The 22,541-nt window shown below is 58.2% G+C and carries 18 protein-coding genes; 2 read left to right on the forward strand and 16 right to left on the reverse strand.

Annotated features, from left to right (window positions below; all coding sequences use genetic code 11):
* From WA354_RS05785 to WA354_RS05845, 13 genes are all read right to left on the reverse strand, one after another.
* A partial coding sequence (locus tag WA354_RS05785; RefSeq protein ID WP_472812062.1) for an ADOP family duplicated permease occupies positions 1-1,945 on the reverse strand: 1,945 nt, incomplete at its 3' end.
* 327 nt (positions 1,946-2,272) lie between these two features.
* Entirely contained in the window at positions 2,273-2,605 is a 333-nt protein-coding gene (locus WA354_RS05790; protein ID WP_472812063.1) for a hypothetical protein, read from the reverse strand.
* Positions 2,606-2,613: 8 nt separating this feature from the next.
* On the reverse strand, positions 2,614-3,168 hold the full coding sequence (locus WA354_RS05795; protein ID WP_472812064.1) for an RNA polymerase sigma factor: 555 nt from the start codon (positions 3,166-3,168) through the stop codon (positions 2,614-2,616).
* Between the two features lie 394 nt (positions 3,169-3,562).
* Positions 3,563-4,438, reverse strand: a complete 876-nt coding sequence (locus WA354_RS05800) for a uracil-DNA glycosylase (RefSeq protein WP_472812065.1) — start codon at positions 4,436-4,438, stop codon at positions 3,563-3,565.
* A gap of 6 nt (positions 4,439-4,444) precedes the next feature.
* Entirely contained in the window at positions 4,445-5,743 is a 1,299-nt protein-coding gene (coaBC, locus tag WA354_RS05805) for a bifunctional phosphopantothenoylcysteine decarboxylase/phosphopantothenate--cysteine ligase CoaBC (protein WP_472812066.1), read from the reverse strand.
* 129 nt (positions 5,744-5,872) lie between these two features.
* Complete coding sequence (gene rpoZ / locus WA354_RS05810; protein ID WP_472810341.1) at positions 5,873-6,097, reverse strand: DNA-directed RNA polymerase subunit omega; 225 nt, start codon at positions 6,095-6,097, stop codon at positions 5,873-5,875.
* Positions 6,087-6,827 (reverse strand): guanylate kinase, encoded by a 741-nt coding sequence (gmk, locus tag WA354_RS05815; RefSeq protein WP_472812067.1) that lies wholly within the window; start codon positions 6,825-6,827, stop codon positions 6,087-6,089. The genes rpoZ and gmk overlap by 11 nt, the downstream gene beginning before the upstream one ends.
* Before the next feature lie 49 nt (positions 6,828-6,876).
* Positions 6,877-7,776 carry a YicC/YloC family endoribonuclease gene (locus WA354_RS05820; protein ID WP_472812068.1) on the reverse strand — a complete coding sequence of 300 codons (900 nt, stop codon included), beginning with the start codon at positions 7,774-7,776 and terminating at the stop codon, positions 6,877-6,879.
* Positions 7,777-7,778: 2 nt separating this feature from the next.
* On the reverse strand, positions 7,779-9,683 hold the full coding sequence (locus WA354_RS05825; RefSeq protein WP_472812069.1) for an ABC transporter ATP-binding protein: 1,905 nt from the start codon (positions 9,681-9,683) through the stop codon (positions 7,779-7,781).
* 136 nt (positions 9,684-9,819) lie between these two features.
* Positions 9,820-12,021: an alpha-ketoacid dehydrogenase subunit alpha/beta gene (locus WA354_RS05830; protein ID WP_472812070.1), complete on the reverse strand. Its 2,202-nt coding sequence runs from the start codon at positions 12,019-12,021 to the stop codon at positions 9,820-9,822.
* 76 nt (positions 12,022-12,097) lie between these two features.
* Entirely contained in the window at positions 12,098-12,541 is a 444-nt protein-coding gene (locus WA354_RS05835) for a hypothetical protein (RefSeq protein ID WP_472812071.1), read from the reverse strand.
* Positions 12,542-12,562: 21 nt separating this feature from the next.
* Entirely contained in the window at positions 12,563-13,069 is a 507-nt protein-coding gene (locus tag WA354_RS05840) for a hypothetical protein (RefSeq protein ID WP_472812072.1), read from the reverse strand.
* Between the two features lie 31 nt (positions 13,070-13,100).
* Complete coding sequence (locus WA354_RS05845; RefSeq protein WP_472812073.1) at positions 13,101-13,538, reverse strand: hypothetical protein; 438 nt, start codon at positions 13,536-13,538, stop codon at positions 13,101-13,103.
* Between the two features lie 507 nt (positions 13,539-14,045).
* On the opposite strand from WA354_RS05845, the gene WA354_RS05850 reads away from it, so the two are divergent.
* Positions 14,046-15,047: a mechanosensitive ion channel family protein gene (locus WA354_RS05850; RefSeq protein WP_472812074.1), complete on the forward strand. Its 1,002-nt coding sequence runs from the start codon at positions 14,046-14,048 to the stop codon at positions 15,045-15,047.
* 21 nt (positions 15,048-15,068) lie between these two features.
* Here the strand turns inward: WA354_RS05850 and WA354_RS05855 are convergent, their stop codons facing one another.
* On the reverse strand, positions 15,069-17,231 hold the full coding sequence (locus WA354_RS05855) for a thioredoxin domain-containing protein (RefSeq protein WP_472812075.1): 2,163 nt from the start codon (positions 17,229-17,231) through the stop codon (positions 15,069-15,071).
* 219 nt (positions 17,232-17,450) lie between these two features.
* Between WA354_RS05855 and WA354_RS05860 the strand changes: the two genes are divergently transcribed.
* Positions 17,451-20,822: an ATP-binding protein gene (locus tag WA354_RS05860; RefSeq protein ID WP_472812076.1), complete on the forward strand. Its 3,372-nt coding sequence runs from the start codon at positions 17,451-17,453 to the stop codon at positions 20,820-20,822.
* Positions 20,823-20,830: 8 nt separating this feature from the next.
* Here the strand turns inward: WA354_RS05860 and WA354_RS05865 are convergent, their stop codons facing one another.
* Together WA354_RS05865 and WA354_RS05870 are read right to left on the reverse strand one after the other, a co-directional pair.
* Positions 20,831-21,385, reverse strand: coding sequence for a glutathione peroxidase (locus WA354_RS05865; protein ID WP_472812077.1), 555 nt, complete (start codon positions 21,383-21,385; stop codon positions 20,831-20,833).
* Positions 21,386-21,462: 77 nt separating this feature from the next.
* Positions 21,463-22,497, reverse strand: a complete 1,035-nt coding sequence (locus WA354_RS05870; protein ID WP_472812078.1) for a M20/M25/M40 family metallo-hydrolase — start codon at positions 22,495-22,497, stop codon at positions 21,463-21,465.
* Positions 22,498-22,541 lie beyond the last annotated feature (44 nt).

Below are 22,541 nucleotides of genomic sequence, written 5' to 3' on the forward strand. Positions count from 1 at the left end.
GCAATGGCATCCGCCAATGGCCGCTCGGATCGGTATAGTTTGACGTTCGCACCACACCTACAATCTCGTACATTCCGCTGTACACCGCATCATTCATGCCGAAATGTGTGCCAATCGGTTCTTCTCCCGGCTTGAAGAACTTCTTCACGAATGCCTCATCCACAACCGCAATATTGGGTGTCGAGGCCGTGTCCTGTTCCGTAATGCTTCGCCCACGCACGATTCGCTGCCCCATCATCTCCAGATAGCCAGCGCTCACCCGATCCCAGGACGACCCGTTATCTCCATTTACATCGATGGTGCCCTGCCCCTGGCGCGCAATCATGGCATCCCAGTTATTCGTGAATGGCGTATACATAGCCAGGGCCGCTCCCTGTAAGCCGGGAATCCGTTTCAGCCGCTCCTGCAGCGCGCGATACGTGGCATCCAGTTTCTCGGGTGAATAGGAGGAAAATGGCGCATTCACGCGCAGGCTCACCCGGTGGTTGGTCTCGAATCCGAAGTTCTGATGCTCCATCTTCACCAGGCTGCGCGTCAGTAGGCCCGCACCGGTCAGCAGCACGACGGACAAGGTTGCCTGTACAACCACCAGCATCTTCTGCGGCAATGCCCTGCTGTCGCGCGTACTGCGCCCCACGCCGTGCAAAACCACTGCGGGATTGGTGCGGGCCGCGAACCAGGCTGGCGCCGTTCCAAACAGCAGCCCGGTCAGGAGTGCCATGCCGAACGCAAATCCCAGCACCGCCAGCGACGGAGCCGCGTTCAGAGGCACATAGTGTGCGGAGTGAAACGCCAGAGCCACAATGACTTTCACGCCGAGGAACGCAACGACAATCCCTGCAGCGCCACCCAGGACTGCCAGCACCACGCTCTCAGTAAGCGATTGCCTCACCAGTCGCATCTTCGTCGCACCCATTGCCAGCCGTACGGCTGCCTGCGTCCCGCGTGCCGACCCTCGTGCCAGCAACAGGTTCGCCAGATTCGCGCAGGCAATCAGCAGTACCAATCCGCACACGACCATGAGAATCCGAAGGCTGCTCTCGTATCCCGCCTTCATCTCGGCCACGCCGCCGCCCGCGTGAACTAAGGCCACCGTTTCGGTGGGCAGGACCTTCTTCAGTTGATCCAGATACTGCGGATACTCTGCACCGAGTTCGCTCACCAGCCACTCGCGCGTTATGGTCGTGAATCGCGCGGCCATTCCATCGGTCTTCGCGCCCGGCCGCAGCCGCCCAATCACGCGCAACCAGGCAAGAGGCGTCTTGATTACCGTGTTCTGGCCGGCAAGTACCGGCTCCTGCTGTAACGGCACAAACATCTCGGGCGGGTCGCTGCGCAGCGTTTCGCCGTAAAACCCAGGCGGGGTGACGCCAACGATTGTGAAGGGATGGCCATCGAGTACAAAGCTCGAACCCACAATTTTCGGATCTGATCCGTATTCCTGCTGCCACACGCGATGACTCAGCATGGCGGCAGGCGCCGCAGCCGGTTGATCGTCGGAGGGCGTCAGAGTTCGCCCGGCAAATGCTTGAATCCCCAGGGTTGCGAAATAATTCCCGGAAACGTACTCACTGCGAAGCGGCTTCGCCGGTTCGTTGCTGTCGGCGCGCCGCACGCTGAATTCCGAGTGCCACGCTTCGAACGCCGCAGTCTGCTCAAATTCAGGCGCTGCCGCGGCAATCCGCTGATACAGCGTGTAGGGAAAGATGCCCCACTCTTTCTGCGGACCAATCTGCCCGCAGCAGTTCATCCCCGAACCTACGCGATAGAGCCGTGACGGATCGGCCACAGGCAATGACTTCAGCATCACGCTGTCAATCAGCGAGAAAATCGCCGTGGTCGCTCCAATTCCCAGCGCCAGGGTCAGCATGGCCGTCAGCGTGAATACGGGCGACAAACGCATCTGCCGCAATGCATAGAGAACATCCTGACGCAATGTACGCATCGCAACCCTCTCGTGACTTCCATTGGGGAATTGCGATGAATATACGCTGATTGGTTTGCTCAAGTTCCACGAAGCACAATGAACATGTCAACCAGGGCGCGATTCCGCGACACTGAAAATCAAGTCGCAGTTTTGCACTTTGGTCAACGTGTTGAGCGAATCCTTCGAGAACTATCGGGAGGAGGCTCAAAGGCATTCAATCATCATCAATGCGTCGGCTTACCTCTTGCGCCTTTGCAAGTCGACGCCGGAAGGAGTCGCTATCGGCGCCCCATGTCTTCTTCCCCCATCAAAGTGAGTGATTGCGGTGGCGATCAGGAATCACGATTAAACCGGCTCCCCGCTTTCGCCCGGTCCTGCTGGAAGACCTCCGCACCGCGCACCCCACCTTTGGCGGAGCCTTTCGCGTTCCTCCGGTGTCATCTTGTCCCACTTTGCCCTGCGTCCACGCGGTCCCCGATTGCCACCGCCGCCTGCCCAGCTTCCGAACAGAATACGGCTCAGTAGCAGCAACCCGAGAGCCTGCCAGAAAGTGATCATGTGCAGGCCAAACAGTGGAGGGAGCAGCCAATTCCACAGATGCATCATCAACTCGCCAAAGAGCCACACAAACAGCACAACGGCCGGCGGAGCAATCAGAGCAATCCATATCTTCTTCATAACCTTCCTCACTTTTCCAGAAACTCATCGTGAACGGTTTGCAATCGCCTGCGCAGGTGTAGCAGCGCGTAGCGCTTGCGCGATAACAGCGTATTCACGCTTACGCCGCTCTCCGCCGACATTTCCTTGAAACTGCGGCCTTCGAGTTCATGGGCCACAAAGACTTCGCGCTGCTCGGCTGGCAATTCAGATAGCGCATTTTGCAGCTCGTCCAGCAGAAAGCTGCGTATGTACTGCGCCTCAGGGCCCGCATCGGGTGAGGGCAAAAGGTCTTCGACGTCAAGCATCGCTCCCTCTTCGTCCTCGTGGAGCACTTCGCTGAATGCTTCCGGCCGCTTCTTGCGAAAGAGGTCCGTAATTCGATTGCGGGCGACTCGAAACAACCAGCCCGTCACAAACTCAATCGGCATCAGCAGTCGATAAGCTTCCACCAGTTCCGCAAAAACATCCTGCAGCAGGTCTTCGGCGTCCGCTTCGTTCGCAACCCGGCGGCGAATGAAGCTGCGCAGACGGGAACGCTCCTTGGCTATGACATCTGCGATTTGACGGTCTTGCTCGATCATCGCGATCATGCTCGATTGCCCACCCATCTACTGAGCTAGACGAATGAGAGTCGCAGATATTGTAGGTGCGTTTCGGCAGGATCGATTGGGCTGGGCAGTTATGATCACCGCCAACCAAGCTTGACAAGTGCAAGGCACCCCTTCAGCCTGCAACCTTTCGGCCATTACCACCTGCAAACGAGTTATGGCTATCATCCTTGCGGCGCGCCATCCTTGTCCTGTTCCAACGCTGAATCTGAAGAAAGCGAGCGAGCATGTTCCTTTTGCTGTTGGTCTTAGCGCTCATTGTGATAACGGTCGCCTCCCCCTTCGCAGTCATGGCCAGGGCGAAAGCGAAGCACCGTCGCAGGTAGCCCTCCCGGCTCGGCATCTCGCTTTGAAGCGCCATAGCGAGTCAGACCTGCGAGCTTGCCCCCTTCAATCCCAACTCGCGCATCGCAATCTGCAGGTCTGCCCACGCTTCCTTCTTCTGCCTCGGGTCGCGCAGCAGGAACGCCGGGTGGTACGTAACGATCAGCTTGCTGCCACGAAATGCGTGAATGCGGCCACGAAGTCCGGCGAGCGGCTGACGCTGACCGAGCAAGTAGGTTGCGGCGGTGGCGCCGAGCGCGACGATCACTTCGGGACGCACCACGTCGATCTGGCGGAACAGGAACGGCGAGCAGGTGTTGGCTTCTTCAGGCTCAGGGGTTCGGTTCTGCGGGGGACGGCATTTGACCACGTTGGCAATGTAGACTTCTTCGCGCTTGAGGCCCATGGCGGCAATCATGTTATTGAGCAGTTGTCCGGCACGTCCGACAAACGGCAGCCCCTGTGCATCTTCATCGGCGCCCGGCCCCTCGCCCACGAACATAAGACGCGCGTTTGCGTCGCCATCAGCAAACACAATCTTGTTGCGCCCCTTGTGGAGCGCGCAGCGAGTGCAGTCGCCGATGTCTTCGCGAATAAGCTGAAGGGCAGATGCGCGGTCTGCCCGGAGAACTTCAGGCGCAACAGGCGGCGGAGCTTGGAAAGTCTTGCGAGGTGGAATGGGTGAGTTCTCCTGTAGCTTTGAGGTTAAATCGATTCGATCCAAGGTCTCAGAAGCGAGACATGGTGCACCCATATCCTGGGTGATTGAGACATTCTCCCGGTCATTCGAGACCCCGGCCGAAGCAATGATCTGTGATGCGTCGACAGGCCGGCGATAGAAATCGGTGAGGCCGAGTTCACGGTAGAAGCGCAGGCGCGCTTCAAGCGCTTCGCGGGTTGCGGGGTCGAGCGCAGGCAATCTAGGCTACTCCACGATGATCTGGCGGCGAGAGGTGACGGGTGCGGCGGATTCGTTCAGAACTCTGTCCTGCGGGCTACCTTCATCGACTTCAAAAACTAAGGGTCGCGGTCGACGCAGGGCGGAAATCTCATCGAGAATGCGGTCGGCAAGCTTGCGCTTCGTCATCTCCGGCAATTCGATGGAGGTTGAAAGAGTAAGAAACGTCGCCGCATTACGGTCGGAATCAATGCCCACGCCTTCGGCAGAAACATCATTGACCACGATCGCATCGGCGCCCTTGCGCAGCAGCTTGGCGCGGCCATTCTCCATGGTGTTCTGCGTCTCGGCAGCAAAGCCGACAATAAGCTGCCCTGGCCGGCGCTGCTTCGTCACTTCTGCAAGAATGTCTTCGGTCGGCGCGAGTTCCAGCGTCATGGGTCCTGAGCGTTTCAGTTTCTGCTCGGAGACGTTGAGGGGACGGTAATCCGCAACGGCTGCGGCCTTGATGACCATGGTGGCTTCCACCATGCGTTCCAATACGGCCTTGCGCATCTCCCCGGCGGTAGTAACCTGCACAACTTCACAGCGTGCTGGTGGATGCAGAGCCGACGGTCCACTGATGAGAATGACTTTGGCTCCGCGACTTTGCGCCGCGTCCGCCAATGCATAGCCCATTTTGCCGCTGGAGCGATTACCAATGTAGCGGACCGGATCGAGTGCCTCGCGCGTGCCGCCTGCGGTTACAAGAACCGTCTCGCCAGCCATGTCATTACGCCGGCCCATTGATTGGAACACGATGTCGGCAATAGCCTCGGGCTCGGCCATGCGTCCTTCACCAACCATGCCGCATGCCAGGTCCCCGGTGCCCGGATCGATGACGCGCACTCCGCGCTCTCGCAGAATGTCGAGATTGGCCTGTACGGCCGGATGTTGCCACATGTTCACGTTCATCGCCGGAGCAACATGAACCGTGGCCCGCGTGGCTAGATACATGGTGGTCAGAAAGTCGTTGGCAATGCCCTGCGCAAATTTCGCGAGAATGTCGGCCGTGGCCGGAGCGACAATCAGCGCCTCGGTCCACTGCGCCTCGCCAATGTGCTCGATGGTGGATTCGTAGGTCGCTTCGTTGCTGTCGGAATCTTCCCAGAGACTGGCAATAACCTTGTGGCCGGTAAGCGCTGCGAATGTGAGCGGCTGCACGAAGCGAGTTGCGGCCTCGGTCATCACCACGTGCACTTCCATGCCGCGCCGCTGCAAGGCGCGCACCAGTTCCGCCGCTTTGTAAGCCGCAATGCCGCCGGAGACGCCGACCGTTACTCGCATATCTACAATTGTAGTCCCGCTTGATTTGACACGATATGGCGTGCCCACTTGCACACCTGAGGCACGCGCTTGCCGAAAGATCGATGGAAGCTCCGATGCGTCACTACAACCGAACGGACGGCTTTGAGACTAGAGTATGGGAATGCCGTTTTCCGCCACCAGCGGCTTCACAACGGGCTGTTCCTTTTTGACGTAAGAAATCTTGCCGGCGTCGATTTCATCTTGCGCGATTCGGCACGCCTTGGTCGAGCGACTCTGAACTAGAGCTGCCGAACCGCTTTGGATCTGACGTGCACGACGGGCTGCCACGAGTACCTTGCGGTAGTTCGAATCGAAGCTGGTTTCAATCGTCATCGGGATCCTCTCCAAAGGGAAGTTGTTGCTGTCCGGAGCCGCCTTCAATCCCGAAGGCTTCCAGCACAGGTTTAAGCCGCTCCCTCGAGTTCGACTGACGACAGGCCGCGGCGACCTCCAACACCCTGCTCGAACGGTAAGCAATTGGCTCGGCATTGCGGTAGTACCGCTCCGCAAGAACAATAGCCTCAAGCTGCGCGACCGCCCGATCAAGAATGTCGTTGATGAGAATATAGCTGTAATCGCGATAATTCTCAATTTCCTTGCTGGCTTCGCTGAGCCGCCGGTAGAGTTCCGCTTCGTTTACAACACCTTCCGCACGGCTGCGATTTCGCAACCGGGTTCGGAGAACCTTGGGCGTGGGTGGCAGAACAAAGATACTTACGGCTTCAGGCATCGCGGCTCGAACCTGCGCCGCTCCCTGCACATCGATATCCAGAAGCAGGTCGTGTCCCTGGCGGCGGGCATCTTCAAGCGAGTGCCGAGCGGTGCCGTAGTAGTTGCCGAAGACCTCAGCGTGCTCCAGGAATTTGCCCTCGGCGATCATGCGCTCAAATTCTTGGCGGCTGGTGAAATAGTATTCACGGCCGTGCTCCTCTGATCCGCGCGGCGGACGCGTGGTCCACGAAATGGAAAAATCCACGCCAATGACCTGCTTGCGAAGTTCGCTCACGAGCGTGCTCTTGCCTGAGCCCGATGGTGCCGAAATAATAAAAAGTATTCCTGCCACGTGCGATAGTCCCTTTCGTCCTCGACTCAACTCATACTTCAGAGAACAGCTATTCCGCGTTCTGAATCTGCTCGCGGGCTTTCTCGATATCGGCTTTCATGGCCAGGCCAAGTTCGGTGATGCGTGTGCCTTTGCCGCCAACCCCGCCGGTCTTCGAGAGCAGCGTGTTGGCCTCACGATTCATCTCCTGCAGCAGAAAGTCCAGCTTCTTGCCCACTTCGCCGCCTGCAGTCAGCAATTCACGAAAATGTCCGATATGCGTGACCATGCGCTCAAGCTCTTCTGAGATGTCGCTATGATCCACGAGCACGGCAACCTCTTCCAGCAGCCGCTGGCGATTAAACTCGTTCCCCGTCGCAGCGGTTAAACGCTGTGTCAGCCGCTCCTGGTAGCGCTGTTCCACCTCGGGGCGCATTGCTGCCACGCCCTCCACCGCTTCCGCGAGGCGAGAGAGACACGACCGCAAAATGGCCTCAAGCGATTCGCCTTCGCGAGCACGCATTATCTTGAGTTCTTCAAGCAGCGGTCCGATCTCGCGTGTGGCGCTTTCTGTCAGCGCGACAACATCTTCTTCCGAACTGTTGCGTGTTTCGGATTGCAACGCGCCGGGCATACGCAGGGCGACGTTTAGATCCGGCTCCCCCTTCATCCGAAACTCTTTGCACGCCTGCTTGAATGCATCGATGTATCCGGCGACCATCTCGCGGTTATAGCCCGCCTTCTGCTGCACCGTGCGATCAACTGAAAGCGTCACTTCCACGTGTCCGCGCACGAGGCTTTCTTTCAGCACGCGGCGCATCTCCATTTCCAGCGCATCGAGCCCCGCCGGCAAGCGCAACTGAATATCGAGAAAACGATGATTAACGCTTTTCACGCTAAGCGTGTAGGCAAGCTGATCGTGAACGCGCACCTGGGTGCGGGCAAATCCGGTCATCGAATAAATAGGCATTCTTACCTGTCCTCTGCCTCGGCCCAGAGTGTCGGCTGCAAAAGCCGGTCGAGGGCTCGTGATTCAGACTCCAGAGAATCTTCCTGCTCAGGTACATCCATGAATTGCAGTTGATGGAGTCTCTGGTATGTGGGTGAAATGGTCAGCAATTCCTCGTGTGAGCCGACCGCGGTAATGCGGCCACGCTCGAGCACAGCGATGCGATTGGCGCGGCGAATCGTTCCAAGCCGATGCGCAATCACCAGCACAGTACGGTTTTGCATCAGGTTCGACAACGCGGCCTGCACCAACGATTCACTCTCCGCATCGAGCGCCGAGGTTGCTTCGTCGAGAATCAGAATCGGCGCATTTTTAAGAATGGCGCGCGCAATCGCCAGGCGCTGCTTTTCGCCACCGGAGAGCCTGAAACCCTTTTCGCCAATAACCGTGGCATAGCCCTGCGGCATGCGCATGATGAAGTCGTGCGCCAAAGCGTTGCGGGCGGCCTGCTCCACCAGTTCATTCTTCGCGTCCGGCTGGCCGTAGGCGATGTTGTTCCGCACCGTGTCGTTGAAGAGAATCGTCTCCTGCGTAACCTGCGCGACCTGCCGGCGCAACGAACCCAGAGTCATCTCGCGGATGTCGCGGCCGTCGATGAGAATGCGCCCTGACGTGACGTCGAAGAACCGCGGAATCAGGTTGACGAGCGTCGACTTCCCTGCACCGCTGGGCCCCACCAGGGCCAGCAGTTCGCCGGCGTGAATCTCGAGTTCGACGTTATGCAGAATCTGCTCTTCGCCTTTTTCAGTGGAATAGGAGAAGCCTACGTTATCGAACCGGATGGAGTTAGAAAACTGCGGCATCGCCGCGGCATGGGGACGCTCCTTCACGTCATCCTTGGCATCGAAGAAGGCGAAAATCGAAGCCGAAGCTCCCATCGCCTGCTGGAAGCTGTTGTAGAAGTATGCAAACTTTCGCACCGGATCGTAGAGCTTGAACAGCAGGAAAATGAAAGCGCCGAAAAGCCCCATGGTCATGCGGCCGTGCTGAATCTCATTGCGGCCGACGAGAAGAAACATGGCTATGGCAATGGCGCCGATAGTATCCATTAACGGTGAGCTGATGGACTGGATGCGTACGTTGCGCAGGTTGGCGCGCAAGAGGCGCTTGGCGGCTCGCTTGAAGCGGAGAATCTCCCAGATCTCGGTGTTGAATGCCTTCACAATGCGATTGCCGGTGACGGTTTCGTGCAGGATGTTCTGAATCTCAGCAAGTTTGTCCTGCCCTGTACGTGTGCGCGTGCGGACTTCTCGGCCGATCTTGCGTGCCGAAGTAATCACTACCGGAACAAACAGAACGAGAGCCCAGCTCAAATGTCCGCCGAGGCGAATCACGAAAACGATTCCGACCAGGAACGTAAAAAATTGCTGCAGAAATTCGCCGATGACGGAACTCAGCGCAAGCTGCACGCGATCTACGTCGTTAATCAGCGTAGAAAGAATCGTTCCCGTGGCGTGCTTGTGAAAAAAGCTTGCAGAACGGCGAAGCGTCGCCTCATAGAGATGATTCCGCAAATCGGTGATCATCCCGTATCCCGCGTAGCTCACCAGGTAGGTGCCGAGATAGTCGCACACTCCCTTTGCGATCGTGGCGGCAATAATCGACGTCGCTACAACGGTCCATGCATTGTGCATGTGCAGGAAGTGAGGAACGAACGTCCTGAGGTCAAAGTGCCATCGACTGTTGGGAAGGCCCAGTAGGATAGGCCCTTCAGCGGCATCGGGCCGAAGCACCTGGTCAAAGACCGGCTGCAGCAAAAGAACTCGGAAGGTATCGAGAACGCCGACCGCAGCCAGCAAAACAACGCCCAGCGCCCATTGAAGTGAATAGGGCAGCCCGTAGCGAACTAGGCGGAAAAAACTACTCATGCTGCCAATTCCGCCCGCCTGCCAAGGCTCGACCAGATTGGTCGGCGAAGATGGCTGTGTTCAGGATGGGTGCCCATCCCAACATTGTATCCGGGCGCCACGGACGCCGCTCCATAAGCGCCGGGTCACAAAACACTCAGTACGAATGCAGCTCCTGAATGGCCTTCAGTACAGTATCCGGCTGGGGCAGGATCGCATCTTCAAGCACCGGTTGGTAGGCGACAAAGGTGTCCATCGCACCAATACGCTTGACCGGCGCGTCGAGATCGTCAAACAGCTCGTCGGCGATGCGAGCCGCGATCTCCGCGCCATACCCCCAACTGAGCATGTCCTCGTGCGCCACGATCACGCGGCTGGTCTTGCGAACAGAGGTCGCGATGGCGTCCCAATCGTACGGGCTCAGCGTGCGTAGGTCGATTACCTCGACCTCGATGCCCTTCTCGCGGCTCGCGGTTTGTGCCGCCTGCAATGCTCGTGGCACCAGCGCCCCATAAGTGACCAGCGTCATGTGCTGTCCGGGCCTGACGATCTTTGCCTTGCCCAATGGAATCGCGAAATCGGGCCCCGGATACGGTGCGCGGCCATACGATTCGCGATAAAGCCGCTTGTGCTCCAGGAACAGCACAGGGTCGTCGCACCGGATAGAGGTTCTCAGCAAGCCATTAGCATCGAGTGCGTTCGACGGAAACACAACCCGCAGCCCTGGAATATGCGTAAAGAAGCTCTCGCCCGACTGCGAGTGGTAGATGGCGCCGCCGGTCAGGTAACCGCCAATAGGAACGCGAATCACCGCTGGAGAAGCCCACGCCCCGTTCGAGCGCCACCGCATAAGCGCCAGTTCATTGTGGATCTGGTGCACCGCGGGCCATATGTAGTCGAAGAACTGAATCTCGACGACCGGTTTCATGCCACGGACTGCGTATCCGACGGCCCGGCCCACAATATTGGCTTCAGCCAGCGGCGAGTTGAAGACGCGCTCGGAACCGAAAGCAGTCTGCAAGCCGGATGTCAGCTTGAAGACGCCGCCCTTCCCCTTTACTTCGCTGAGCGCTTCTTCGCGGCTGGCGTCAGCCACGTCCTCGCCATAAACGATGATGCGCGGGTCGCGGTTCATCTCATCGTGCAGACAGGCGTTGATGAGGTCGGCCATCGTGCGCGGTCCGCTGCCCTTGGCGCTTGCCGACTTACCCGGGCCCGCGCCCGCAGCTTGCAAAGTCTCGCCGGCAAAGGCCGCGCGCGTCGGGTCGAGATCTTCTGAGTAGACGTGGCGCGGAATACTGGCGATCTCTGGCAGAGGCGCATCCAGCGCTCGTTCAGCAGCTTCGGCAGCCTCGCGCTCCGCCTCCTTTTCGAGTGCGTTAATCTGCTCCGCCGTCAGGATCCCCTCGCGCAGCAGCCGCATCCGCATCTTCGCGATCGGGTCGCGCATGGCGTCAGCTTCCCGCTCGGCCGCCGAACGGTAAAGCCTGTCATCATCCGACTGCGAGTGGGAATAAATCCGGATGCAGTGCCCATGAACGAAAGCCGGACCAAGCCCGGCGCGGCAGTGCTCAGCGCCCCTTTGGAATGCACGCAGGCTCGCCTCGGCGTCGGTGCCGTCAATCTCTTCAAAGTGGAAGTTTGGAAAATTGGCAACAAGCCGCGATATGTTGCCCCCCGGCGTGTTCACTTCAACCGGCACGCTGATCGCATAGCCGTTGTCTTCAATCATGAAGATAACGGGAAGCTTCCGATTCGAAGCTGTGTTCAATGCTTCCCAGAACTCTCCCTGTGAAGTGGAGCCCTCGCCCACGCAGGCCAACACCACTTCGTCGCCGTGGAATGTGACTTCGTTATAGGCGCGATAATCACCTTCGACCTTCGCAGCGGCTTCAGGATGGCGGCTAAAGTACTGGCCTGCTTCGGCACATCCGACCGCATGCAGAATCTGCGTGGCCGTCGACGAGGACGTGCTCACGATGTGAAGCGGACGACTGCTCCAGTGCGTCGGCATCTGCCGCCCGCCGCTGGCAGGATCGTTGCCTGCTCCCACAGCCTGCAGAAACATATCGGCAGGTGTTACGCCCAATGCCAGGCACAACGCCCGATCGCGATAATAGGGGAAAAACCAGTCGTACCCCGGTTTGAGGGCCAGGGCGGCTCCCACCTGAAGAGCCTCATGCCCGGCAGCCGAAATCTGGAAAAAAGTCTTCTGCTGCTTTTTTAGAAAAATCTCGCGGTCGTCAATCCGGCGGGACAGATACATGAGCCGGTAGATGTTGATCAGCTCCTGCGAGTTCAGGCTGCCAGTGGCGTCTCCCGTCGTCCGCGCATGAGCGCTGGAAACCGCAAGTCCCATTTGTCTCACTCCAAGATTCGGGATCCTTCATAGCCGTTCGAGTCTATATATCTCTATACAAAGATTGTAGCAATCGCTATTGCCTTCCTTGCCCCCCGAGTGGAATGTCCGGTGGACGGAACTGCGGTCCGCCGCCAAATGATTGAGCCATCTTCGCTTTCACGTTGTGCGCCAACTTCTCGATCTCCGCCACTTTGCGCAGTTCTTCAGACGTCAATCCTTTGGCTGGGTTAGATGCAATCTCTGCGTCCAGCTGACGAGCCAGTTTCACCAGTTTGTCGGCGTCAGACACCATGGACTTCTGACGGTCCGCATTAAGAGCATTCAGACGTTTGGCAGCGAAAACGGGGTCGGTTTCTATCGTCTCGCCGAATCCACCTTGGGCGCGCGGATTTGGAAGGCTCTGGATCGTGACACCGCTTCCAGTGGGCGAGTATTGAGTCCATCCGATCAACGCTGCGGCCAGGATAACCATGGCGACACCCACCACCGTCAAATTCCACACTGAACGGACCTTCATTGCTTCTGGCCCCCAACTCCATCAGTCCGCGTTTATGGTGAGCTTCATTTTTTGCTTCACGTCGTTTGCCAGCAACTCAATCACTTCGGCCTCACGCACCATCGTTGGTGTTAACTGGGCGTTCCCGAGATTTTCCGTTTTCGCTTTAAGATCCCGCGCCAGGATCACTAATTTCTCGGTTTCCTCGTCGATCACACGTTTTCGCTCAACATTGGCTGCTTCATAGTTTCTCCTTCTCAAATTCCTTTCTGCGAGTTCGTTGAGTTCGTGCGAATCAAGAGTGCGATTGGGAATAACAATCGGTTTTGGAGGAGACAGCGCTGCCCCCTGCTGCCCCCCTCCGGAACTCGCGGGGAAGAACGCCAACGCGATCGCTCCGGCCACAATCATCGACTTCCAACTCTTCAGTTCAGAGAACGACGGGTCAACCGCCGGTTTCGATCGATCATTTGGACACTGGGGAATCTGCACCTGGACCTCACGTCCTTTTGGGTATTCGGTAATTCTCCACACGGCGAATCGATTCATGGTCGAAATGGCTGCCGACGATGCCGCAGACTTAACTCGGACCGGAACCCTGCTTCATCTTCTCCTTGACGGTCTTTGCCAGCTTTTCAATCTCGTCCGCTTTACGAATCACAGTCAGCGACAGAGTGTCTTTCGTCGTCTTGTCCACTTCGGCCTTCAGGGCAACCGCCATCGCCAGCAGCTGGGTGCTTTCGTCGGCGATCTGTCTCTTGCGCTCGGTTTCTGCCTGGGAGACCTGCTGCGACTTTGAGTCTTTGGGGCTATCCGCCTGCGATTTGGCGTCTTTCGACTGGCTCGCGGGTGCCTGTGACGCGTTGCGTTGCCCCGCCGCGGCCGCTCCGGGTTGTCCGTCCTGGGCCAGGCATGCAAGGGCAGCAGCAAAAACCAGGCCGGTGCAGACCTGCCTCCATGAAAGCCCCTCGCCTTCGACCCGAGCCCATAGATCATCGAGACGTTTCGCTGATCGCATCGGAACCTCCTCTGTGAGGACCGTATCCATTATCCGCCTGAGACAATGCTCGCTCTTTAGAGAAAAAAGCGAAGCAAAGGATGTATCTGACCGGGCTACACCGACCCAAAGCCGGCCATTTGCGTCCTCCACTTCATCTCCTGCCCCCGTTTTTTCAATCTTCCATGCCTTCCTGACGGCCTCGGGATGGTTAATGAAAGCAGTTTTCTCGTTTCTTTCGCAATATCTTTCTCTCACTGCCTGCTGAATCCATCGGCATTCATCCAGAACCTTGGGTCTGCCTGCAGGATCTGCGGCTGCGGCTGTAGGCTGCGAAACCGCTTGCCACGCCGAAATCGGCGGATCTGCAACGGCAAGAAATGAAAAACCTCCCCGAACCTGGCTGCCGAAAGCTAAATATCCACAGCCCGATTGCAGTTTGCCGTCGGCGTGCATCTCTGCTTCTTGGGTCCCACACGGCGGGGCTGCGCCGATTCTGCACAATATAGTTACGGAAAAAGGAGTTTTATGCTCGCAATTCTTTTGGCAATGCGGTCTGGATGGTTCGCCGAGGGCCACTTTATGGGAAAAGTGCTGGATGAATGGATCTACGACGCGCAGGAATTTATTCACTCGAAGCTTCCTCACCTGCTCGTTGCCGCCATTATCGCATTCGTACTTTACCGGATCCTCAGCGTGATTACAGCCCGGATGATCCGGATTGCCGAGCAACATGCGGCAGCACATAGCCGCATCGCACAGGTGAAGACCATGGCGGGCGTCATTCGCAACACAGGGCTTACGGTCATCGCCGCAATTGTCATCATGGAATTCCTGGCAGCTGTTGGCGTTAACCTGGCTCCGCTGCTGGCCTCGGCAGGAGTCGCCGGAGTCGCCATCGGTCTGGCTGCGCAAAACATCGTCCGCGACATGCTGAACGGGATCCTGATTCTGCTGGAAGATCAGTTCAACGTTGGAGAGACCATCAAGGTTGCGGGGGTGTCGGGCGTGGTCGAGTCCATGACCCTTCGCAAGACCACCCTGCGCGACGGAGATGGCACGCTTTATGTCGTCCCGAACTCGCAGATCACGACCGTCGCAAACCTGAGCATGGACTACTCAGTGGCTACGGTCAACGTCAGTGTGGATTTTTCTGCGCACCCCGACAAAGTCACCGAGCTATTGAAGAACATTGCCATGGATGTCCGCAACAGCGAAGAATTCAAGAACGTGTTCATGGCCGATCCACAAGTACTGGGTGTCGATGCAGTGAAAGGCTCGGAGCTCATCTTCCCCGTCGTCTTCAAGACGCGCGCAACGCAGCAGTATGCTCCGGTGCGGGAGTTCCGGCGACGCGTCCGGCTGGCGCTAGAAGAAAACCACATACTGCCCGGAGATCCCTATCGGGTCTTCACCGCCGGTTCGGATTCAACTCTGCCGCGCGCCACACCCAAGGGAGCGCCAGAGCCCCCGATACACGATCCAACTATGGTAAAGCCCCAGGAGGCAAACCCCTTCAACGCCGGATGACCTTCCGCCGCAATTTGCCATCTATCCGAGAGCCTGCAATAGAGCCTCCCCATTGGTCACTGGAGGCAGGCAAGTCCGCCCGCGGCAAACAAGCGCCCAGGCCGTCTTACCGGCCGGCCTTGGCACCTGAAGCGCCGTTTCGGCCAACGCCTCGGGAAGACCCCCCGCAACCAGCTTCTCAGGCGCAAGGCGAATTACCGTCTTGTTGATGGCGAAACGGGCTATCGCCAGGGTTTCAAGCTGGTCCGCCTCCGACCCGTTGCCGACAACTACAACCTGCACCGGGTCAACCAGAAGTCGCTCCAGAGCCAGCCCATAGCTACCGGCATAGAGCCCGAAGTGCTCCACGATGCCCGCGAAGGATTCGAGCGTATCCTCTGCGATCTCGCGATACTCCTTGCGCCCGCTCAATTCCTCCAGGCGCAGGAGTGCCGCGGCGGCGGTGGGATTGCCGGCGGGCGTGGGCGAATCCTGCAGGGGCTTGCGTCTCGCTGTAAGGGCACCAAGCGGAGCGGCGCCCTCTGTCCCGAATGGAGTGTCGAAAAACGCTCCGGCGGTGCGGTCGTAAAACTTCGCGATCATGGCATCGGCCAGTTTCACGGCTGCCTGGAAGTAGCCCATCTCGCCACTTGCGATCCAGCCGTCGATGCATGCGTGCACCGTCATGGCGTAATCGTCGAGCGTGCCAGCGACTTTTCCTCCAGGCGTATTGCGATCCGATTCACCATAAGCAAGGACATGCTGAAGCGCCTCCGCACCATCCCAGGCTTCCGCAAGAAGGCGATCCAGCGTACGCAGTGCAAATGTGCGAGGTCCGTCCGCGCGCAACGCGCGAGCAGCCTCGATGTACGCAGTCACCGCCATCGCATTCCAGCCCGTATACAGCGTGCGATCGATAAAGGGGGTGGGGCGCTTGGCTCGCGCAACGAGCATCTTCGCCCGCGCCGAATCGATAAGCCGCTGAGCTTGTTCCGCCGATCTGCCGCACTGCCCCGCAACCTCTTCGACCGTGAACTTGCGGTGCAGCACATTCTTCGCCGGATTATGATGCATGTCTCCAAGCTCGCCGATGTCCCAATAGCGCGTGGCCACCGCAAGTTCATCCGCGTCCAGCGCATCGCGGGCCTCGTCGAGCGTCCACGTAAAGTAATCGCCATCGTCATCAAGACTGATATCAGCATCTTGAGAGGCATAGAAGCCACCGCGGTCTCGGTCGGTCATTACCGCGTCGAGCCACGCGATAATCTCTTCGGCAGCCTGGCGGAAATCCGTCCGCGCAAAGCTCTGGTAGCCATGCGCATAGTTCCGCAATAGCTCGGTGTTGTCATAGAGCATCTTTTCGAAGTGCGGCACCACCCATCGCTCGTCCACGCTATAGCGATGGAAGCCTCCGGCGAGCTGGTCGTACACGCCACCCTGCGTCATACGCTCCAAAGTGACAATAAAGGCTTCTTGTGCCTGAGCATTGCCGCGATTAAGCGCCACCTCAAGCAGCAAATCCAGAATCGAGGGATGGGGAAACTTGGGCTGCGAACCGAAGCCTCCGTTGCGGGGATCGAACTGCGCAATCGCCGAGGCCGCAATCTTGTCTACCAGCGCCAGGTTCAAATCTCCGCCGCGCGCGGAAAAGCTCTCGTTGTGTTCGATGGCCGACATCACACTGGCAGCAGATTCCAAGGCTTCGTCGCGCCGCTCACGCCATACCTGGGCCATGGTCAGCAATACCCGGCCAAATCCGGGACGGCCGTATCGATCGTCGCGAGGGAAATACGTACCGCCGAAATATGGCCTGCCATCAGGCGTCAGAAAGCCCGTCAGCGGCCAGCCACCTTGTTGGCTGATTGCCGAGACGGCTGCCTGGTAGCGCGCATCAACATCAGGGCGTTCATCCCGGTCAACTTTTATGGCAATAAAATGTTCGTTGATGATGCGGGCGATCTCCGGATCCTCGTAGGACTCCCGATCCATTACGTGACACCAATGGCACCACACCGCGCCAATATCCAGGAGAATCGGCTTGTTCTCGGTCTCTGCTCGAGCGAACGCAGTCTCCCCCCACGGGTGCCAATGCACGGGCTGATGCCGCGCCGAACGCAGGTAGGAAGATGAAGCCCCTTCCAGGTGGTTGGCGGCCAAAGACGTCGGAATTGGGTCGACGGACATGGGCCGAGAATACACGGGCATGAGCCTGCCCTGCCACCCATAACGCCAAATATCGGTGCCCATGCCCGATTACAGGATCGAGTTCCGGTGCAAGCGAATATCTAAGCAACAATGAGAGATACAAGGGCATCTAAGTGCGTTATCAGAAGTCCCAATCCAAGCAACGGTCGCGGTCCCCGTTACCAGAATTCGGATGCTGAAGTGGTGCGATGGGGTTAATGAAAGTCAAAGAGGATCCGGATGCAAGAAGGCACACCACAACCCAGCCAGACGGGCACGATGCAGCCATCTGGAATGAGCCAGTTGATCAGTTCCTACGATTGGGTTACAACACCACTTGGTCACGTGGCCGCGTGGCCCGACAGCCTCAAGGCGGCGGTGCGCATTCTTGTTACATCGCGTTTCCCGATGTGGATGGCCTGGGGCCCGGAGCTCACCTTCCTTTACAACGATGCCTACGCCCGCGTCACCTTGGGCAAGAAGCATCCCTGGGCCCTCGGAAAGCCGGCGCGGGTGGTCTGGCATGAGATTTGGTCGGACATCGGACCGCGCATTGAGCGGGTGATGAAGACGGGAGAGGCGTCATGGGAGGAGACATTGGGCCTCATCCTTGAACGCAGCGGTTTCCCTGAAGAAACCTTTCACACCTTCTCCTACAGTCCTTTGGCTGGACCCAACGACCAGATCGATGGAATGTTGTGCGTCGTAATGGAAGACACGCAACGCGTGCGCGGCGAGCGTCAGCTGACGTCGCTCAGCGCGCTGGCCGGTGCGCTCGTCGATGCCAATACGCGACAGGAGGTTTTCGCAGCAATCGAACGCGGCCTGGCAGATCAGAAGGATATTCCATTCGCTCTGGTCTACTGCTTTGAGAACAGCGGCCCGACGCTTTGCCTCGTTGCACAAACCGGCATTGACCCCGGCCATCCTGTCGCGCCGCGCGAGATTGACGCCGAATCCTTCAGTAGTCCGTGGCCAGTCGATATTCTCTTCAACGCCAACCGTGCCATGACCATCGACCACCTCGGAGATCTGTTCCCGGATTTGCCGGACGGCGTGTGGGATAAGCCACCAAGCCAGGCGCGATTAGTCCCGATCTTCAGACGCGGCCAGGAGAAGCCGGCTGGCGTCTTCATCGCGGCGCTGAATCCCTACCGCCAATTTGACGCGAGCTATGCCGGCTTTCTCGATCTGGCGGCCGGCCAGATTGCCGCCAGCATTACCAATGCTGAGGCGTATGAATCGGAAAAAAAGCGCGCAGAAGAATTGACTGACCTCGACCGCGCCAAGACTGCATTCTTCAGCAATGTGAGCCACGAACTGCGCACCCCGCTCACACTCATCCTCGGTCCCATTGAGGATGCTTTGCTGAGCCAGACCCCGCCTTCACCCGATTCGCTGGAGATGTTGCATCGGAACGCCCTGCGCTTGCTCAAGCTGGTGAACGGCCTCCTTGATTTCGTCCGCATCGAAGTCGGTCGCATGCGCGCCACCTATCAGCCAACCGATCTATCGCTCCTCACTGCGCAACTCGCCAGCGTCTTCCGATCAGCCGTGGAGCGCGCGGGGCTGAAGCTTATTGTCGAATGTCCGCCTCTACCTGAGCCGATGTATGTCGATCGCGAGATGTGGGAAAAGGTTGTTCTCAACCTCCTCTCCAATGCCTTGAAGGCTACATTCGACGGCGAAATTCGAGTTTCAATCTCCCACGACGAGACCGGCGCGGAACTCACCGTTCGCGATACCGGCACCGGTGTTCCAGAACAAGAACTGCCACATCTATTTGAGCGCTTCAGCCGCATTGAAGGAGCCCGCCGACGCAGTCACGAAGGAAGCGGAATCGGCCTCGCTCTTGTACAGGAACTCGTCGAAATGCATGGCGGCTCCATCGCCGTCGAGAGCAAACTGGACGAGGGAACCACTTTCCGCGTTCGCCTCCCCTTTGGACATGAGCATCTTACCCACGGCCAGGTAGCAAGGGATGCCAGCAGCCCGCTCGTGGTGCAAGGATCGGCGGTGGCCTATGTGCAGGAAGCGCTAGGCTGGATGCCGGGACACGAACAATTGAGAAACCAGATCGCCGGTTCCGTTGCCGGCGACCAGGACGACGAACGAACAACATCTGGGGCCAAGCCGATCGTACTTCTCGTGGACGATAACGCCGACATGCGCGAATATGTTTGCTCCCTGCTGGCCGGGCGCTTTCAGGTCGTTGCCACTGGAAACGGAAAACAAGCCATGGAAGAGATCGAGCGCAGACCTCCAGCTCTTGTCCTGACCGATGTAATGATGCCGGAGATGGATGGCTTTACGCTGCTCTCGGCACTCCACCGCAATCCTGCGACCGCTACCATCCCCGTCATCATGCTCTCGGCGCGCGCCGGCGAAGAGGCCCGCATTGAAGGTGTAGAAGCCGGCGCCGATGACTACCTCACAAAACCGTTCACCGCCCGCGAACTGATCGCGCGCGTCGATGCGCAGCTGAAGATGGCACGCATGCGCCGCGAAGCCGCCGAACAAAAAGCAGCGCTGACCATGGAGATCAACCGCGCCCGCCAGTTTGCCGGCGAAGCGCTGGAGCATGTCCCTGTCGCCTTCTGCACCATGGATCGTGATTACTGCATTACTTACATGAACGCCGCCGCGATGCAGCTTGCTGCGCTTTCAGGCAAGCCACACATGGGCGCGCGTCTATGGGATCTCTATCCAGAATTGATCGGGAGCGAAGTGGAGTCGAACCTCCGCCGCGCCATGGTGGCTCGCGTTCCAGTAGAGTTCGAACAGTTCTTCCCTGCTCCCGGCAACGAGACCTGGTTTCAGTTCTACGTTTATCCGCAGCCCGGCGAAGGCATCATTCTTTATTGCCGCAACACCACTGAAGCACGCAAGGCCGAGCAGGCTCTGCGGCGGTCAGAGCAACTGGCTGCCGCAGGCCGCCTGGCCGCAAGCATTGCGCACGAAATCAACAATCCATTGGAAGCTGTAACCAACCTGCTCTTCCTCGCTAAAAACGATGCCGGTCTCTCGTCAAGCTCAAAAGACTTGCTTGAAATTGCCGACAAAGAACTGCAGCGGCTTTCGCACATCACGGCGCGCAGCTTGAAGTTCTATCGCCAGCGCACCGCGCCGACCTTGACCGCCCTGGACGAGCTCCTCGATTCGGTGATTTACTTTCACGATCCTGCCATTCGCCTTCGCAACATCTCAATCGAACGCCGCTATCGCTCTGCGCCTGCAGTTCTATGCCAGCCGGGCGAGATCCAGCAGGTATTCACCAATCTCGTTTCAAATGCCCTCGATGCCCTGCCGGAAAAGGGGCGACTCATCCTCGTAGTGCGATCTGCGAAGGATCACACCGGGCAGCTCGGCGTTTCAGTTACTGTCGCCGACAGTGGCTCGGGCATGGACCCATACATGCTCGGACGCTTGTTCCACCCCTTCGTGACGACGAAAGGCGAAGCAGGCACGGGACTGGGGCTGTGGGTCTCGAAAGGGATTCTCGACAAGCATAATGCCCGCGTCGCGGTGCGCAGCAGATCCGGCTTTGGAACCGTCTTCCGGATCTTCTTTCCCATCGCAGCTCAGGTCCACCCAACAGCGCCGGTGCAGTAGCGCTCTTCCTATTCCTTCGCTAATTCCTGTTTGATTGCCGCGACCAGTTCTGGTGCGTCCGGCAGCGTGTCCGGTGAAAAGCGCTTCACAATTTCACCTTCGCGGCTCACCAGAAACTTCTCGAAATTCCAGAGAATTTCGGGGTCAGCATTGGTCTCGATCCCATATCCCCTCAGCTTCTCGCGAAACGGAACTTCCGCCGCGCTGATTGCCTTGGGTTGCGCTGCTGTCAGAGTTTTATACAGCGGGTGCTTGTCATCCCCTGCCACGCTGATCTTGCTGAACATGGGAAACTTGACGCCGAAATTCGTCGTACAAAACGATTGAATCTCGTCGTTCGTGCCAGGTTCCTGGCTCTTGAAGTTGTTCGCCGGAAATCCCGCAACCACCAATCCCTGCCCGCGGAATTGCTCGTATAGGCTCTCCAGCCCCTCGTACTGCGGCGTAAGACCACACTTCGACGCGACGTTTACCACCAGCAAAACCTTGCCTCTGAATTCAGCGAGTGAAGTATCTTCGCCGGTGATCTTGCTGACAGGAATGTCATAAATAGCAGTGCTCATAATCTGAATTCTCCTCGAGTAAAACTCTGGTTGGGTCAATGATTGGGCTGCGATCTTCCGGCAACCGGTGCGGCCAGTCAGGCTAGCAACTGCTTCGCAACCCGAATATACAAATCTACGGCATCTTTCAATTCTTTCTTTGCCAGCTTCTCATACGGCGTGTGCGCAACATGAATTGAACCCGGCCCCAGCAGCAGCGGCTCGCCCCAATTCGTAAGCTGCGGAATGTCGGTGGTGAATTTCGCAATCATCGTAGGCAAGCCCTCCACAGCGCGAAGCCGCACGAATGGAATCTCCAGGGTGAAGTCCACTTCAGCCAGGTCGCCCGCAGCCTCCATCAGCGCCGCGCGAACCGGCTTGGAATCGCCCACCAGCCGTACCAGAACCTGCGCCTCTGCCTTGTCGGCGATCACGTTGGGCGCGTGTCCGCCACTAATCTGCCCAATGTTCAGCGTGCTCGGTCCCACATCTTCCGTCGCCGGCAAATCCAGCTTCAACAAGCGCGCCAGCACCTCGACCAGCTTGTGTACCGCGCTGTCGCCAAGTTCAGGATAAGCCGAGTGCGCCATCTTGCCCGATGCCTTGAAAACCGCGCGCAATGAACCCTTCGAAGCCAGTGCGAGTCGATTGTCTGTTGGCTCGCCATTGATCAGGAATCGGCTTCCCTTCGGCGATTCATTCGCCACTTTCGCCCCGGCAGAATCCCGCTCTTCGCCGCTTACAAACAGGACACCGACTCGAAACCCCTCCGCCCGCAGCACCTCGGCTGCCGCCACCTGCGCCGCGATAATGCCTTTGGCATCCGACACACCGCGTCCATACATGAACTCAGCATCCTCGCTGAACGGGATATACGGAGGCACCGTGTCCATGTGTGTCGAAAAAACCAGATCTGGAGTCTGCCCCGGTATTCCGGCGAAAACATTCCAGCGCTCGCCCACCCCTGCGCTCTCCTCCGGTTGCGGCACCGGAGTCTTCTCTACCGCCCAGCCACGCGCAGCCAGGAAGTCCGCAAGAAAATTGCCCACCCGACCCTCGTTATAGGTCGTAGATTCAATTTCACAGAGCTGTTGGGTAAAGCGAATTGGATCAAGCGGCGAAAATTCGTGCATAGTGTTGCCAGAATATCTTAGTCACCGATTCCGGCCTGCGATAA

The organism is Occallatibacter sp. (assembly GCF_049802275.1).
In the GTDB taxonomy this organism is placed as follows: Bacteria; Acidobacteriota; Terriglobia; order Terriglobales; family Acidobacteriaceae; genus Telmatobacter.